Origin of the sequence: Achromobacter sp. ACM05 (assembly GCF_019218915.1) — a bacterium.
Taxonomy (GTDB): Bacteria; Pseudomonadota; Gammaproteobacteria; order Burkholderiales; family Burkholderiaceae_B; genus Achromobacter; species Achromobacter animicus.
This window is the reverse complement of sequence record NZ_JAHUWQ010000004.1, coordinates 83,533-100,134: the sequence shown is the minus strand read 5'-3', so window position 1 is coordinate 100,134 and position 16,602 is coordinate 83,533. Positions and strand designations below refer to the sequence as shown.

Below are 16,602 nucleotides of genomic sequence, written 5' to 3'. Positions count from 1 at the left end.
CGGCAATGCATCCCGGTGGTATCCGTTTGACCGAGCCCCCATATCGCCTGCAGCGGATGGCGCTATAGTCGACCGATCCCCACCAGGAAGGAGATGTCATGCAGACCAACGAGATCCATCGCGGCCGTCTGATCGATCACATCCAGCTTGTCGTGCGCGATCTGCCGGCCAGTCAGCGCTTCTACCAGGCGGTGTTCGATGCCCTGGAGGTGCCGATGGGCGGCACGGCCGACGACTACTTCTGGGCGGACGAGCTCTTTGTCTCGTCGGCTGACAGCCAGGCCGCGCTGGGCCAGTTGACGGGACGCCACCATCTGGCGTTCCAGGCGCGAGATCAGGCGATGGTCGACGCGTTTTACAAAGCGGCGCTGGCTCACGGCGGCAAGGACAACGGCGCGCCGGGATTCCGCGAATACCACCCCGGCTACTACGGCGCCTTCGTGCTGGATCCGGACGGCAACAACATCGAAGCCGTGTTCCATGGCGAAGCCCGGCGCAGCGCGCCGTCAGTCAAGGTGACGTTCTGACCGGAGCGTTTCCGTGCAGCTGCGCCATCTCCGGTACTTCGTGAAGATCGTCGAGGCGGGCAGTTTTTCCCGCGCGGCGGCGCTCATTCCGGTGGCGCAGCCGGCGCTCAGCCAGCAGATCGCGGCATTGGAAGAAGAGCTGGGCGTGACGCTGCTGCATCGCAGTGCGCGGGGCGCGCGTCCCACGGCCGCGGGCGCCGCGCTCTACACGGAAGCCGCGTCCATCCTGAGCCGCATGGAGCGCATTCCGCAGATCGTGCGCTCGCTCAGCGGCGACATCCAGGGCGTCGTGCGCATCGGCATGTCGTCGACGCTGGCGTCGTTTCTGGCGGGCGAACTGATGGAAAAATGCCGGGCGGCGCTGCCCAAGATCAGCCTGCGTTTCAGCAGCGATGCCAGCGGCCAGCTGGGCGCCCGCATCCGCGACAGCTCGCTGGATCTGGCGCTGGTGTTCGAGGACGAACCGACCACGGGTTTTGCGCGCCAAGCGCTGTTCCGGCAACGGCTTTTCGTGATCAGCCCGCGCAAGCCCGGGCGCCGGCCGTCCGCCATGCGCTTCGAGCAACTGGCGGACATGCCGCTCATCCTGCCCGCGCATCCCAACATGACACGCAATCTGCTGGACCGGCTGTTTGCCGAGGCCGGCATCGCGCCGCAGGTGGTGGCGGAAACCGAGGTCTTTTCCGGCATGCTGTCGGCGGTGCAGGCGGGCATCGGCCATACCATCCTGCCGCTGGGCGATTTCTCGGGGCAGCCGGGAAACGCGATGGTGTCCGCCGTGCTGATCGAGCCGCCCGTCTATCTGACGGCGGCAGTCATCGCGTCCAGCGACGTGCCGCTGGCGCCGCCTGCCGAGGCGGTGCGAACACTGCTCAGCGAGGTCGTGATGCAGCAGGTGCAGGAAAAAGGACTGGCCGGCGCGGAGCCGCTGCCTTCCTGACGCGCCGCTAAAGGCCATATCCGCGGGTGATACCCGCATATCGACATAGTATTTTTCCAGCTTCGCCGGCAGGCGCAATCTTCACGCTCATGCAGCAACCGCAATGTCTGCGGCCTGCAGAACTGGAGAGTGATGATGGCAAAGCTGGTTTATCGCGTGGTGTCCGCGTGCGGCGCGTTGGGATATGGATTTCCCCGTGAATCGCTGCAAAAGGCGCTGGAAGGGCGGATCGACGCCGTGATCTCGGATGCTGGATCGATGGACGCCGGCCCCTATTACCTGGGCACGGGAACCGAATACTTCGAACGCGAGGCCGTGAAGGCGGACTTTCGCCACATGGTCGAGGCGGGCGAACGCATCGAGGGTCCGGTCATCCTGGGAAGCTGCGGCATGGCGGGCGGCAACCGCAACCTGGACTGGATGATCGACGTCGCCAAGGAAGTGTTTGACGAGCTGGGCGTGAAGGACCGCGCGGTGGCTGTCATCCGGTCCGAGCTGGACCCGGCCAGCGTGATCCGCGAATTCCGCGCGGGTGCGCTTCGGCCCACGGGCGCCGGGCCGGAGCTGGATGCAGCGGCGCTCGAAGAGAGCACCATCGTGGGTCAGATGGGCGTGCATCCGCTCATCACTGCGCTGGAAAGCGGCGCGAAGTACGTGCTGGCAGGCCGCTCGTGCGACATTGCACTGTTCGCGTCCGACATGATCCGCCGCGGTATCGATCCGGGTCTGGCGTACCACGTGGGCCACGTGCTGGAATGCGGCGCGCTGGCCTGCGACCCGGGCTCGCCGTCGGATTGCCTGATCGCCGAAATCTACGACGACGGCACGGCGCTTTTCGTGGCGCCGGACTCGGGACGGCGCTGCACGCCGTATTCGATTGCGGCGCATTCGCTGTACGAGGAAAGCCATCCGCAACTGCAGTTCTATCCCGAAGGCATCCTGGCAATGGAACACACGGAATTCTTCGCGCGTGATGCCCGCACTGCCGGCATCCGCAACAGCCAGTTCGTGCATGCCGGCAAGCCGTGGCCGTGGAGCATCAAGCTGGAGGGCGCGCGGCGGCTGGGCAAGCGCAAGGTGTCGCTGGTCCATCTGGACCCCGCGGATCTGCCGCGTGTGCCGGGCGACGTGCTGGTCTATGGCCGCAACGGGGTTCAGGCCGTGCCGCTGCGCGAGGGCGAAAAGGAGCTGGGTCTGATCGTGGAAACGTGCGCGGCGACGCCGCAGGCGGCCGAAACGCTCGCCAGCCTGCTGACTCACTATCTGATTCATTACGGTTACGCGGGGCGCAAGGCCACCGCCGGCAACATTGCCTATCCGCTGTCGCCCAATCTGGTGAGCTTCCGGCGTGAAGATGGGCAGTACGGCGCGGTGGTTCCCAGCGGCACGCGCGATCCGGTGTTCCAGGCCAATTACCCGATGATCAAGGACGCGGTCATCACGCTGGTTCAGGCGGAATTTCCGGACGCGCTGCGCGCCGCCACCTGGAAAATCCATGAGGCCGACGCGAGCCATCCGGTCGCGCTTGTGCGCACCATCGACCGCGATCCTCGAGTGCTCGCCGACCGCCATCACGCCGAGCTGCAACGCCTGCTGTCGTTGGCCGCCGCGCGCGACGGCTCGCGGATGGACATGGATGCCGGCGATGCCTACGAATGGACGCTGTACCACCTGCTGCAGAATGAAGACATCATCAAGAACCGCATGTTCCCGATCACCTACTTCCGCGCCAACGGCGCAACGTGGACGGAAAGCGGGTCCGGCCGGCCACGGTATTACGACATCGGCATCACGGATTACCAGGGCAATCTGGACGACCGCACGCTGTCCCTGATCGCCGACGTGCCGCCCGACGGCACGCCCCAGCGCGAACAACCGCTGCTCGACATGGCCGTGGTGGTCCGCAGCAAGGACGCGGGCATCAACCGGCTGACGTTCGACATCGTGTTCAACTCGGCCGCTGATTACGAGGCCGCGTTGCGCTCGAACGTGTTCTGCCCGGCCAATGTGGCGCAGGTGCTGGGCGTGGCGCCCGAGCGCGTGGTTGGCACGTTCTTCGTGGATAGCTGCAACGCCATCAAGCTGACCATCGACCGTCCGAACATTTCTGCTTCGCCGGATGAGCGCGACGTGTTCGGGGCGCAGCAGCAGGTCGTCATCGAGCGTCTGTCGATACCGCATTACGCGGAGCGGCTGGCGATGGCCTCGGCGCTGTAGCGCGTGTTGAGGCCGCCGCCGATCGCGAACGGGAAGGGCGATCGGCGGCGTGCGTCCGCGGGGTCGTCCCCGGTTTCGTGCCAGAATTGCGGGCTGTCCAACCGCCATCGAACCCGAGAAGAATCCGATGAAACCTGGAATTCCCGCCCTACGGTTGTTGTCCCTGGCTGGCTTGTTCGCCTTGTCCGCGCCCGCGCTGGCCATCGATTGCAAGAAGGCATCCACCGGCGTCGAGAAGCTGATCTGCGCCGACCGCGGCGCGGTGTCCGCCGACGCGGAATTGAATCGCAGCTACAGCGCACTGTTGAAAGCCGCGCCCGATGCCGAGATCCGCACCATGCTGATCGACGGCCAGAAGCGTTGGCTGGTGGCGCGCGACAACGCACTGGAAAGATTGATCGAGTCGCCCGACCTCCTGCCCGACGGCAAAACCCCCGCGCAGGCCGCACGCAGCCTGATCCAGGCGCGCAGCGCCCAGTTCAAGGAAAAGGCCAAGGGGTCTGGCACGCCGGTCCTGATCGCGCGGGCGCTGGATCAGCGCAAGTTCCGGGCGCAATTCTCCGGCGGTCCGTTTGCCGGTTTCGCGTCGTCGTGCGACGTGCTGCCGCCCGACTACAACAACTATTCCTGCTTCGCGACCCGCCATTACCAGCACAAGGACCGCGTCTGCTCGGTGGACGAGTATTGGGCCTCCGGCGGCGTCTACACAAAGCGGTACGTGGCCGGCGTGATGAACGGCAAGCCCAAGGTCATCGCGTCGTGCTCGTTCAGCAGCGCCGACGAGGCGTGCGACGACGGCAATGGCAAGACCCACTGGAACCGGTCGCCGGCAGCGCCCGATTTCAGTTATGCAGACAAGCCCCTGCCGAAGATCGACGGCGAAATCTTCGATACCGACGACTACGAATGGGCGCAGGCTTGCCTGGCAAGCCCGGTGTATCCCGCTGCCAAGTAGCGCGTTCAGGCCTGCGCGGCCGTGCGTGGGCCTGACGGGGAAGGTGTCAGACTGTAATCGCGCCCGCGCTGGCCGTGAGGGCTGGACCGCGCCCGCCGGATGACAATTTCCCATGCGGGGCACACGGCGCGCGGACGGTTCGATCACGTTGCCCCGGGCTGGTCGGCCGCAAGATTTGGAAACGGACTGCGCCGCGCAGCGGTAATTTCGTCCACGGCACGGACGTAGAATCCCGCTTTTCGTCAATGCCACGCGGCCGTCAGGAACCAATCATGAAAAAAACCATCCTTCTTGCATCCGTCTGCGCGGCGCTGCTGTCTGCCTGCGCGCCCACGACCTCACCCCGCGAAGGATCGTCCGCCATGCCTGATTCCGCCACCATGTCCGCCGAAACTCAGGCCGGCCTGAGCGCCTACCATTGGCGCCTGACCGCCGCCACCGATGCCGCGGGCAAGGCCATCGCGGCGCTGCAAAAGGGCGTCGAGCATCAGGTGCGCCTGACCTTCAAGGACGACGGCGTGAACATCCGCGGCGGCTGCAATGCGCAATTCGGCGGGTACACGTACAAGAACGGCGTGCTGACCATCGCGAATCTCGCGTCGACGATGAAGGCCTGCGAACAAAGCCTGATGCAACTCGATGCCGAGATCGCCCAGCGCCTGAAGGGCGATCTGCGCGTGACGATGTCGGGCGACAAGGCCGAGCCGACGCTGGACCTCACGACGCAGGACGGCAGCGTGCTGAAGTTCGTCGGCGAACCCACGCCGGAAACGCTGTACGGCAGCGCGGGCCAGATCATGTTCCTGGAAGTGGCGGCCAAGCGCGCCGAATGCAGCCATCCGATGATTCCGCACTATCAGTGCCTGATGGTGCGCGAACGCAAGTTCAATGACGCGGGCATCGCGCTGCCGGCGCCGGACAAGTGGCAGCCGCTTTACCAGTCGATCGAAGGGTTTGAGCATCAAGAGGGCGTGCGCACCGTGCTGCGCGTCAAGCGCTACGACTGGAAGAACCCGCCCGCCGATGCGCCCTCCAAGGTCTACGTGCTGGACATGGTGGTGGAGCAGGACGCCTCGGGCAAGCGCAAGTAAACGGGGAGGTTCGCGCGGAGGGGCGCGTGGAGGGGCGTTAGCGCGATCCGCGCGGTTATCGTCCTGTTCGCGGTCAGCGCCCCTGGCCCGGTCACCAGGTGACGTAGAACATCGCCTTGGCCAGCACGACGATGGCCAGCATGTGGCAGAACACGCTCAGGTGCAGACGCCCTTGCAGCGCGCCGGTGAGCTTGCGCTGCCTGGCCAGCACCAGCGCAGTGGCCACATGAACCAGCACGCTGATGGCCAGCGCGATCTTGATGGACAGCAGCAGGCCGAACGATGAGACCAGCGGCGCGGACAGCGCGCCGCGGTGCTGCCACGCCAGCCCCAACCCCGCCAGATACAACACCACCACCGACCACGGCACCACCGAACGCACGCGCGGCCCGAGCTGGCTGCCCAGCGCCTTGCGCACGTCGGGCGGCAGGCGGCGGTGCACCGGTTCAAGAAACAGCACCTCGAACGTGACAGTGCCGACGAACATGAAGGCGGCAAGCAGGTGCAGGATGAGCAGCACGGGGTAGAGGGTCATGAGGGCATTCTCCGCCCGCGGATCGCGGCGCGAAATGACAAACATCAAGGGTGCAAGGTCCGGGTTGAGTCCAGCGCATCATCGACCCAAGCGAGCAGCCCGATAAAAAAGCCGGGCCGCGCTCCCTCGCAGGAAGTCGCAGCCCGGCTTGTCCATCCCCGGAACTCAGGTCACTTGCCCGCCGGCTGCAGCGTCAGCGTATCCGACCGCTGGCTATCCACCTTGGCCCGGCTGAAGGCCATCGGGAAGTACTCGCCCGTCGCCCAGCCCTTGATCAGGTCCTGGTAATGCGGGCTGCGCGGATCCGCCGATTGGCCCGGCACGTTCTGCACGCGCGAGTTGTCCCAGTCGGACACGTCGATCACCTGGCGGTACGACGCGCCGCTGGTCACGCGGTAGTCGCTCTTGCGGAACGTCGCGCGATGCACCGTGTCGTTGTCGCCGCCGACCGGATAGCGCGGCGTGCCCCACGCCTTGGCCGTGTCGGGCGGCAGCAGGCTGGCCAGGCTGTGATCGAACTGGATGTGGTGCAGCTTGCCCCACTGCCACTGCTTCGAATCCGGCCCCATCTTCGCGGTGAGCTGCGTCAGACCATCGGCCAGCGCCTGCAACAGCAGGGCGTCGCGGCCCTGATCCGGGCGAGGTCCAAAGGCGGCGTCGGGCGTGGCCAGCTTTTCCAGTGTCTTGCGGGTGGAAAGCTCGCCGAATGCCGCGCGTCCGTTTGCCGGCACATACAGGTCGGTTACGCGTTTGACGACCTCGGGCAGCCAGAAGGCATAGACGGTGGCGGCCCGGGAGTCCGTGGCCATGCGGTAGTCCCAGTCCTTCAGCAGGCTCAGCGCTTCGCCGACCTTCGCGTCCGCCGAATTCAACGACTTGGCATAGCCGCCCAGCGTGCGGGCAGGAATCGACAGATTGTCGAACTGCAGATCCTGCGACTGCTGCACGGTCAGCCCCTTGCCGTCAGCCACCACCTCGCGGATTCGCTGGATCCGGAAGGGTTCGGCCCAGGTGCGCGCCGACATGTCCTTGTACGGATAGTTGGCGGGCAGGTTGTACTCGTTGGCCGTGGCGACATAGCCTTCGGGCGGATTGAAGACGCGGGGCAGGGCGTTGCCGGGCAGCACGCCGCGCCATTCGAAGTCGCCATTGCCCGGCACGGGCAGCATGCCGGACCAGTCGTTGCGCGGACGGATGGGCGCGATGCTGCCGCCGAACCAGCCGATGTTGCCGTCCACGTCCGCGTAGACCATGTTCTCGCTGGGCGTGTAGTGCTTTTCCATGCCGGCCACGAACTCGTTCCAGTTCTGCGCCTGGTTCAAGCGCAGGCTGGCCAGATAGGCGGCCGTACCCGGGAATTCCAGGTAGGCGGCGCGCAGTGCGTAGGCCTTGCGCCGCACCGGGTCTTCGTGGATGACGGGACCGTGGCGCGTGAACTTCAGGCTGCGCATGGCAGGCGACGAGCCGCGCACCGGAATGCTCTCGTCGATCTGGCGCATCTTTTCCCAGCGGCCCTGGTAGCGGTATTCGCCGGGGTTCGCGGGGTTGGTGTCGTAGACGTACAGGTCTTCCTCGTCGCCAAACGCGAAGATCGTCAGGCCGAATGCAATGCGGTCGTTGTGGCCCATCGACACCCCGGGCAATGCCGGTTCGCCCGCGCCGATCACGTTCCAGCCCGGCGCATTCAGGTGGACCATGTAACGCAGCGACGGCATCGTGATGGACCGGTGCGGGTCGCCTGCCAGGATGGGCTTGCCGGTGGCGGTGCGCTCGCCGCTGAGCGTCCAGTTGTTGCTTTCGTAGCGCGGCGCCAGCGGATCGAAGGCCGGGTCCAGCGACGCAAGCCGCCCCTCGGACAACGCGCTCGCCAGCTTGGCGCGTTCATCCGCGGCAAGCGGGCTGCGCGGGAAGTCGCCCGCCTCGAACTTTTGGCCGTCACGCGCCAGCCGGTAGGTGGCCAGGACGGACTTGTTGATCTGGCGCACGTCCAGGCCGGCAGGCACCTGCAGCGCCAACGGCGGCTCGAAGGTGCTCAGCCCCTGCACGTTGTTCAGGCCCAATGCGGCGATCTGCTCGGACATCCGCACTTCCTCGCTGACATTGCGCGTCAGGCCGTAGATGCGGATCAGGGACGTCTCCGGACTCCAGTAGCCCGGCTCGGTGCCGGTCAGCTTGAACTCCGGCGGAAGCTGGTCGGGATTGGCCTTGACCCAGTTCACGTAGGCATTGATGCCGTTGGCGAATGCGGTGAGGATGGCCTGACCTTCGGGGTGATAGCTGGCGAACTCCGCCTGCATGTCGCCGCGATACAGGAAGAGGCGCGCGGCGCGGTCCTGCTCGATGAAGCGCGGGCCGAACTGTTCGGCCATCTTGCCTTCGCCCTGGCGGCGCCACAGGTCCAGTTGCCACAGGCGGTCGCGCGCGGCCGAAAAGCCCTGAGCAAAGAACAGGTCCGCCTGGTTCTTGGCGTAGATGTGAGACACGCCGTGCTTGTCCCTGACGATTTCCACGGGCTGCGAGAGCCCGGGCATGGCAATCGTGTCCTTCTTGCCGCCTGGCGAGGCGCAACCCGCCAGCACTGCGATCAGGCCGCTTGCCAGGAATGCGGCGGCCCTGCGCTTGAACGTACGCATAGACTTCTCCTCCGGTTATTGATCTTTTCTCTGCCGGCAGTACGTCAAACGCTGGAAGCCGCGCCGAACGCAACACCATGCAGCGACTAGAACTAAAGCAGAAGCGTGGGGAGAACTGTTTTATTTGATTAGATCTGGCAGGACTTGTAACGCTTCGTTGAAGTCTGACCACTATGGGAAAGCGCACCTGGCTGACATCACGTCGTTTAAAGACGCGATCAGGCATGAAATTTTTGGTCACGACATCGCGCTTCGGCCGGTAAACTCGGGCGCCCTGGATACCGGCGGGCGCGCTTGCTGTTCGCCGTCCTCACCCATAGCCGTACCTCATGCCGATCTCCGACCTCGCACGCAGCCTGTCCCGTCCCATTCTTGCCGCCGATGACCTGGAGTCGATGGAGCAGTTCTTCAGGCGGCCCGAGGTTGGCGCCTTCCTGACCCATGCCCGCAACCCGGCGAACACTGCTGCGGCCCTGCGGGATTGCGCCGATCTTTTGCCGCAACTGCATCCTTCCCATGCTGCGGCGCTTGCGCTGATGGGCGGATCGCTGGTGGAGGGCGGCGCCGATCCCGCCATTCTGTTTCCCACGCTGCACGCACTGCTGCGCGACTGGCTGCAACGCCTGCGTCCGTTCTGCGCGCAGGAAGTCGAAGAGGACGACGAGGAGGTCGAGGAGACCGACCGCCAGGCTTGGACGGACGCGCAGGCCAGGTTGGCAGCGGTGCCGCAGGACGCATTCTGGGAGGTCGAAGCCCTGCAAGCGGCCGTGGACGTGCTGGTGCTGCCGATGATGACCATGCTCTTGCGCCACCGTGGCAATCATCAGGCGTTCATCGCCGACGACGCGCTGATGGCCTTGCTGTATGCCATGACCTCGCTCAACGACAGCCTGCCGTTCGACCAGCTGCATTTCCTGTGGCTGGCGTCGCGCGTCAGCTACGAAGACGAACTGGTGGTCGTGCTGCCGGCGTCCGGAACGGGTTTCATCGCCGAGGCCCACGCCATCAACAACACCTTTCATGCCCTCACGCTGCTGCAGATCCTGATCGGCGAACACGCGCAGGCGCTGCGCGTGCAGCGGGACATCGCCTCGCGCACGCCGGACATGGATGGCGACACGGCCGACTTCCAGTGGTTGCAGGCCGGCGCGTATGCCGGAGGCGAGCTGAAGAACATGCTGAAGTGGGCATGGGGCGAAGCCGCGCTGCGCGACCATCCGTCCCGCCACGGAAAGCGCGTGCTGATCGCGTTGGAAACGGACGAGGGCACCAAGCGCAACTGGTCGGGTTTCAACGGCGCGATCCACGAGGCGCAGCAGCCGTTGATGACGTTCAAGCGCTATCTGACGCCGGAGGAAGTGGCGTCGTACTTGGCGTGAGCCGGCGCAGGTTCAGCTGCGCCCGAACAACCCGTCCACGCTGTCCTGGAGGTCGAAGACGTCCGACACGGCATACAGGCCCACCGGCTTGCCCAGTCGGCTGGTGTCCGGCGGCGTTTCCACGCAGGCCTTGATCAGCACGAATTGGCCGGCCGGATCCGGCATGAACTTCATGCCGGCGACCGACATCCGTTCGATCCGCACGCTGCCATCGTTGTAGCGGCGGCCGCGCGCGGGCTTGTCGCGTAGTTCGTCGATGGCGGGCACATGGTCGAAGACGGCGTCGTAGAACTCGATGACCGGACTCTGGTTGGTCTGCGCGCAATGGTGGACATACGCTGCGTGATAGCGGCCGTAGAGCTGGTATGACACCACGTCGCCCGCCCGGTAGAACGTCAGGCTGTCGGGCAGGCCGGGCGCGCGCTTGAGCGGTGCGGGCGGCGTGTGCAGGAAGGCGGCCTTGATCGCGGCGGTCTTGCGATGAAAATCGTCGCTCAGGGCCACGGCCTCGTTCAGGGCGTCGATGGCGGCATCCGCGCGGTCGGCGATGCCGGCGTCGGCGATGCCGTACTTGTGCAGCAGGATGGCCAGCGCCACGGCGGTCTTGTGGCGATACAGCGGCGAGGCCGCGTCGTCGCCCGCCTGCAGCACGCAGTTCCAGCGGCGCAGCAGGCGCGTCAGTACGCTGTCCGATGGGTTGGCCGCAATGGCGGCGTCATGGCGGGCGCGCGCCATGGTGTCCGCCAGCAGGCGCGCAAGGTCTTCGTCCAGCGTCTGGACCAGGATGTCGGCGGCGAGTTTCTTCAGCGCCTGGGCGTGGGTAATGGCGGTCATGGTGTCTGGCGTGGCCGCGCCGTCGGAGCCGGCGCGGGCCGAGCGGGCGGCGGAGAATCAGGCCCGCAGCGTGTCCCGCACCTGCATGAGCGCGAAGCCCAGCAGGTTCAGGCCGCGCCACAGGTTGGGATTGGCGATGTGTTCGTCGTCCTGCGCCATGCCCACGCCCCAGATGCGGTCCACGGGGCTGGCTTCGACCAGAACGCGGTTGCCGGTCTGCAGCAGGAACTCGCGCAATTCGGGGTTCTGGCCGAATTTCGCCTCGTTGGCGCGCACGACGATGGCATAGCGGTTTGCCAGCCAGGTCTCGTCGTTAAAGCCCATGACCTGCCGGCCCAGCGCCTTGGCCGCGCCGGGATTGGGCGCCTTGAACACGAGCGCGCGTGTCGCCTCGTCGCCAAAGAGCCGGGCCTTCTCGGCCATCATGTAGTGTTCCGCAGTGGGGTAGCGCTGGCCTTCGATCTCGAAGGGCGCGCCGTACCACTGGCTGAAGCACGAGGCCGTGATGCCGTGCTTGCCGGGCTGGTGGCCCCAGAAATTGACGAACTTGAGTTTGGCGCCCGCGTTGTAGCGGCGGCGCAGGTCTTCGATGTAGCGGGTGTCGGTCATGCCGGAAGGCGGGGTCCGGATAAGGAAGAGGCTGGAGGATAAAGGGGGATGGTATCCCGCTCGTTACCAGATGCAAGCCGATCCGCCGATTATTTGCCAAATGGCGTCGCGCGGCGGGGCAGGGCAGCCCCGTCGCCGCGCGGGGTCATCGTGTTGCAGACATCACCACCTGCGCTCCGACCCGCTTGTGGGCTGCGCTGCCGACTGGCCCATGCCGCCGGTCCGGACGGTGGATTCGTATTTCTTGTAGTCCTCGATGTACGTGGGCGAGTTGACGTTCGGGCTTTCCTCGCCAGCCCATTGTTCTTCCAGCCCGGCTTCGCGCCATGCGGCCAGGTCGCGTTCGACGTCGGCCCGGGTGGGCGTGAAGTCCGAGGAAGGCGCCGCGGTGGCCGGCGCCGTTGAGGCGGATTGCGCACCCGCGGGGCTGGACAGCAGGGCAAATGCCGCCAGCGCAGCGGGGATAAGGGCGCGGAATGGCAGGACAGGGTTCATGAATGGCTCCTTGGGGATGCGTGGGGGCGCAGCGTTGGGACCGGTGCCGTTCGGGGCGCGCGCGATAGCGCTACACGGCCGAGGGCAGCTGCGGGACCGGATGGGCGGAGTCATGGTCCGGCGGGCTCAGGCGCCGGTTTGCGGGCCTGCAGATCGCGAGCGCAGACGGGGTGGTGACCCGACAGGCGCTTGGAGGCCCGGGTCTCATGCCTTCGTGCTCATCGTAGGGCCGCATGGGTGCAGGCCGCATACCCAAATCTGAGTACACCAAGCGGCGCACTGGCCTACAACAACGACGCCAGGCGGACCAGTTCGGATTGGCGGCTGCACTCCATCTTGGTCAGCAGAGACGCCACCTGCTTGCGCACCGTCAGGACCGAGGCGTGGCGCAGCGTGGCCACTTCCTCGACGCTGTGACCGGCGGCCAGTCCGGCCAGCACCGCGGCTTCGGCATGCGTGATGGAGAACACCGATTGGAGCTTGGTGACGTCCGGCATCGCGAACGCGCTCTTCTTGCGCATTCGCATCAGCAGCATCCGGCCGCCGATGAGGCTGAGCGCAGGCGGCGCGGCGCTGATGTCGACCCAGAACAGCTCGCCCCAACCCGAGGCCGTGGCCATCGACCGCATCTGGCCGTCACGCGCCACGGCGGCACAGTGCGCATCCAACAGCCGCTGCACCTTGGCGTCCGCATGGCGCAGCCGGCGGCCATGCAGCGTCCAGCCGTTGACGTCGTCCAGAAAACCCACGGCCAGCGGCGACAGTTTGTCGACGATGCAATCCACGCTGATCAGCAGCACGGCTTCGTTGACATCGGAAAACGCGCTTTCCAGCGACTTCCATCCGATCACGCGGTTGCGCTCGCGTTGCGACAAGTGGTGGCGCAGCGCGCGGAAATAGCGGGCGTAGTCGCCGGATTGCAGCCGGTCGCCGGCCTTCGCGTCGATGGACGACCGCTGAAAGCCGATCGCGGCGTGCAGCACGGTGTTCGATTCGATGATGAGCGACAGCACCTGCGCCATGCGATGCCGGGCCATGAAGTCCGCATAGAACTCGGTGCGCTGCAACTGCGCGGGTTCGTACATCCGCGTAGTGTCCAGCCAGGTGCCGGCGGGGGCATTGCGCCCCTCCTGCTCAACGATGTCGCAGTTGCAGTAGTGCTCCTGGTAATCCGAGACGCATGCGTCGGCAAAGCCGATGGCGGTCAGGGTCAGCAGCTTGTTCCTGGCGTCGAACACGATAAGCGCGCCGCTGTCGGCCCCGACAAGATCGCGGGCGGTGCCCAGGATGTCGCGCCACGGCGGTTCGGGGTCGGTCAGGTGGTCGACGGCCTCGACGGCGCGGCGCAATGCGATTCGATGATCGGGCATGGCGAGCCTCCAACTCTGGTTCAAACGTAATCGCTGCTACGTGTCACAGATGGTGGTAGGTGGCGCCGGCCGGCAAGACATGGCGGCGCACCGCTGCTGCGGATCAAAGCGGAGAGCGCGTCGCAGAGAGCGTACAGGGATAGCGGCGGGCCCAGCGCAGATTATCGTCGCAAATTTGCGGGCGATGATGATTTTGCTGCGCTTTCCCGCAAGGAAAATGGCGTGTTGATGCGGCGATACCAGGAAAATTCAACTGGCGCGAAACCCCTGCATATCGCCGCGTGACACCGCCGCGCTTATTGCGCCAGCAGTTGCAACAGCAGCGCCTTTTTCGGTTCGTCCGCTTTGCGCGCCAGTGCCGCCAGCTTCTTGTCGGATCCGAACAGCCGTTCGCGCACATGCGCCCTCAGGTGCTCGGGGAGTGCGGCCAGTGCGTCAGCCAGCAGCGCAAGCAATGGCGCATCTTCAATCGTGAACCCCGCGGGCGGTTTGAAGCCGTCGGTGCAGACGCACAGGCATGCCACGACGGTGGCAAGGGTCTGCGGCGTCAGCCCATGCTGTTCGAGAAACACGGTGGTGTAGCGGTCCTGCACTGACTGATGTTCGTCGTCCACCAGATCCATGTAGTGGCGCAGCAGCGCAAAGTGGCCGGCGTCGGCCAGACCCAGCGCAAACGTCGCATACGTGCCGGACAGGCAGGCCTTTTCGGCCTCCGCATCCGAATACCATTCGTAGGGCTGGATGGCGGCGTGCGCATAGCGCGCCAGCGCATCGTGCGCCTCGGGATGCTGCGCGGCGTTGGCAAAAAAGCGATGCGTGTCGGACTTGGCCAGGCCCTTGATGGGCAGGTAGTGGCGTGCACGGCTTTTCAGTTCGATGCGGTAGCCGGCCGGAAAGCCCGCGCGCAACAGGCTGGCGAGGAAGTCCAGCGCCAGGCAATAGGCCGCCGGCGACTCCTGCCGGATCGCAATGGACACGGTGGCCAGTACGTCGTTGGCGGCGCAGGTGACGGTGCCGGTCGCCAGGCGTGCGCGATCGGCGGGAATGGCGCCGCTGCCGCTGGCGAGCATGGTTTCGGCGCGCGCGCTGCCGACATCGCGCGCCAGTTCCAGAAAGGTCAGGCCAAGCGGCCGCGCATAGCCGGGTTCAAAGCGCAGGATCAGCGTTGCCGCGTACAGCAGCAGGTCGATGCCGCGGTCGTTGGCATCCAGCGTTGCGCCGGGCTTGAGCTTGTAGGTGTTCGTGCGGAAGGCGTTCTGCGACACGTCGAAATAACGCGGCAGATACTGTTCCTCGGACCAGCGGCGCAGCGCGTGGATGATGGAGCCCCGCTGCTCGGCCAGCGACTCCTGGCCCGCGTTCAGCGCCAGCACGCGCGTGAAGACGGCAATCAGCCAGGGGTAATCGAACTTGGGAAACAGGCGTTCGTTCAGCAGATGGCGGCACAGCAGGCTGATGTGCAGGCGGCCGGTGGGTTGGGCGCCGTTCAGCACTTCCTGGTCTACGTATTGCGCAACGCGTTCGCGCAGGCCTTGCTGCTTGGCCTCGTCGGTGTGGTCCACCAGCGTCAGGCGCAGCCGGCCCTCGGTGGTGGGGAACTGCGCGCGAAAGCGGAAGTGGTGGTCCAGGTGCGGTTTGCCGGCAAGCCGGGCGATGCGTTCAAGCACGGCCTCGCGCAGCACGGGCGCCAGCGATTCGTGGACTTCAGCGGGACTGAGCGGGCCGTTACGGCCTTCGGCGCGCAGGCCGTCTTCGTCGTCGGGCTCCCAGCTGGGCATGACGTCGAACATGATGCGCGAGGGCTCGTACTCCAGCAGGATCTCGCTGTGGATGCCGGCCTGCAGCGGTGTGCGGGCCACGATCGCGTCGATGTCGTCGCGCGCTTCCAGCTTGTCGAACCAGCCATGGATGGCGGCAAGCGTTTCATCCTGGATCTGCTGGGCGGTCTTGTGATGCAGGCCAATGGCGCGGGACTCGTGGGACATCGTGATTCGTGAGGGTGGCAACAGGTGCGCCGAATGCTACACGATGAGGCGCCGCGCCCGCGTCAGTGCCGGGACGCGAAATCGCCGATGGCGGCCGCGGGCGACAGCGCAAACGACGCCTTCATATCGCGCACTTCCTCCACAGGCGTGCGGCCAAAGAATCGCTTGAACTCGCGGCTGAATTGCGATGCGCTTTCGTAGCCGACGCGGGCCGAGGCCGACGCGGCGGTCAGGCCGTCGCGGATCATCATGAGGCGCGCCTGATGCAGCCGCGTGGACTTGATGTACTGAATGGGCGAGGTCTGCGTCACCGCCTTGAAATTGACGTGAAACGCGGGGACGCTCATGCCGGCCTCCTGCGCCAGGTGCGTCACGTCCAGCGGCTGGGAATAGTCGGTATGGATGCGGCGCAGCGCGCGGGCCACGCGGCCGAAGCGGCCCGGATGCGCGAGGGCGGCGCGCAGGGCGCCGCCTTGCTCGCCGCTCAGGACGCGAAAGCAGATTTCGCGCACCAGCGCCGGGCCGAGGATTTCGGCATCGAGCGGATGGCACAGCGCGCGCAAGAGGCGCACGGTGGCGTCGGCCAGCTCATGGGACAGCGGGGTCGAGGCGATGCCGAGCGGCGCGTCGCCGTTGAGGGCGCCCGCTGCGGCTTCGGAACCTTCGCCCGATTGGTTGTCGATCGCCACCACCAGATCGGCCACGGTCGCCAGATTCATCCGGATGGACACCGCGAGCATGGGCTCTTCCTTGCTGGCCTGAGTCTCCGTGGAAAAGGGCAGGGGCACGGACAGCACCAGAAAGTGCTGCGCGTCGTAGACGTAGGTTTCGTCTCCCAGAAAGCCGAGCTTGCGGCCTTGGCACACGATGACGATGCCGGGCTCGTAAAGCACCGGCGTTCGGCCCAGCGGCCGGTCCGAGCGCATGAAGCGTACGCCGTCCAGCGCGGACAGGCTGTAGCCCTCGTTGGGCGCCAGGCGATCGATGAGGGCAATCATTTCGCGCGACAGCGGATTGGACGGCAGCGTCATG

General features: G+C 66.0%; 14 protein-coding genes. 6 read left to right on the top strand and 8 right to left on the bottom strand.

The features are described 5' to 3' along the window. Nucleotides 1-98 precede the first annotated feature (98 nt). From KW836_RS22675 to KW836_RS22655, 5 genes are all read left to right on the top strand, one after another. Nucleotides 99-527: a VOC family protein gene (locus tag KW836_RS22675; protein ID WP_175123066.1), complete on the top strand. Its 429-nt coding sequence runs from the start codon at nt 99-101 to the stop codon at nt 525-527. Nucleotides 528-540: 13 nt separating this feature from the next. Then, the gene (locus KW836_RS22670) at nt 541-1,467 is read left to right on the top strand and encodes a LysR substrate-binding domain-containing protein (protein ID WP_218344842.1); all 927 of its coding nucleotides are present in this window, start codon (nt 541-543) and stop codon (nt 1,465-1,467) included. A 135-nt stretch (nt 1,468-1,602) separates the two neighbouring features. Continuing rightward, on the top strand, nt 1,603-3,684 hold the full coding sequence (locus KW836_RS22665) for a DUF4387 family protein (protein ID WP_218344841.1): 2,082 nt from the start codon (nt 1,603-1,605) through the stop codon (nt 3,682-3,684). A gap of 127 nt (nt 3,685-3,811) precedes the next feature. Continuing rightward, the gene (locus KW836_RS22660; protein ID WP_218344840.1) at nt 3,812-4,639 is read left to right on the top strand and encodes a lysozyme inhibitor LprI family protein; all 828 of its coding nucleotides are present in this window, start codon (nt 3,812-3,814) and stop codon (nt 4,637-4,639) included. A 362-nt stretch (nt 4,640-5,001) separates the two neighbouring features. Continuing rightward, complete coding sequence (locus tag KW836_RS22655; RefSeq protein ID WP_218345035.1) at nt 5,002-5,730, top strand: META and DUF4377 domain-containing protein; 729 nt, start codon at nt 5,002-5,004, stop codon at nt 5,728-5,730. A 91-nt stretch (nt 5,731-5,821) separates the two neighbouring features. Here the strand turns inward: KW836_RS22655 and KW836_RS22650 are convergent, their stop codons facing one another. Beyond that, on the bottom strand, nt 5,822-6,265 hold the full coding sequence (locus tag KW836_RS22650; RefSeq protein WP_218344839.1) for a CopD family copper resistance protein: 444 nt from the start codon (nt 6,263-6,265) through the stop codon (nt 5,822-5,824). Nucleotides 6,266-6,435: 170 nt separating this feature from the next. Further along, the gene (locus KW836_RS22645; protein WP_218344838.1) at nt 6,436-8,898 is read right to left on the bottom strand and encodes a penicillin acylase family protein; all 2,463 of its coding nucleotides are present in this window, start codon (nt 8,896-8,898) and stop codon (nt 6,436-6,438) included. Between the two features lie 329 nt (nt 8,899-9,227). Between KW836_RS22645 and KW836_RS22640 the strand changes: the two genes are divergently transcribed. Further along, nucleotides 9,228-10,277, top strand: a complete 1,050-nt coding sequence (locus KW836_RS22640; RefSeq protein ID WP_218344837.1) for a hypothetical protein — start codon at nt 9,228-9,230, stop codon at nt 10,275-10,277. A gap of 12 nt (nt 10,278-10,289) precedes the next feature. Here KW836_RS22640 and KW836_RS22635 read toward each other — a convergent pair whose 3' ends face one another. The 6 genes from KW836_RS22635 to KW836_RS22610 form a co-directional block, all read right to left on the bottom strand. Then, entirely contained in the window at nt 10,290-11,111 is an 822-nt protein-coding gene (locus KW836_RS22635) for a hypothetical protein (protein ID WP_218344836.1), read from the bottom strand. A gap of 57 nt (nt 11,112-11,168) precedes the next feature. Next, entirely contained in the window at nt 11,169-11,720 is a 552-nt protein-coding gene (locus KW836_RS22630) for an NADAR family protein (protein ID WP_218344835.1), read from the bottom strand. Nucleotides 11,721-11,882: 162 nt separating this feature from the next. Further along, nucleotides 11,883-12,215, bottom strand: coding sequence for a DUF4148 domain-containing protein (locus KW836_RS22625; RefSeq protein WP_175123057.1), 333 nt, complete (start codon nt 12,213-12,215; stop codon nt 11,883-11,885). A gap of 284 nt (nt 12,216-12,499) precedes the next feature. Continuing rightward, nucleotides 12,500-13,585, bottom strand: a complete 1,086-nt coding sequence (locus KW836_RS22620; protein WP_175137278.1) for a LuxR C-terminal-related transcriptional regulator — start codon at nt 13,583-13,585, stop codon at nt 12,500-12,502. Between the two features lie 296 nt (nt 13,586-13,881). Further along, a complete protein-coding gene (locus tag KW836_RS22615; protein WP_218344834.1) occupies nt 13,882-15,570 on the bottom strand; it encodes a DUF6138 family protein in 1,689 nt (562 codons plus the stop codon). Between the two features lie 62 nt (nt 15,571-15,632). After that, nucleotides 15,633-16,601 (bottom strand): AraC family transcriptional regulator, encoded by a 969-nt coding sequence (locus tag KW836_RS22610; RefSeq protein WP_218344833.1) that lies wholly within the window; start codon nt 16,599-16,601, stop codon nt 15,633-15,635. Nucleotide 16,602: the final 1 nt, after the last annotated feature.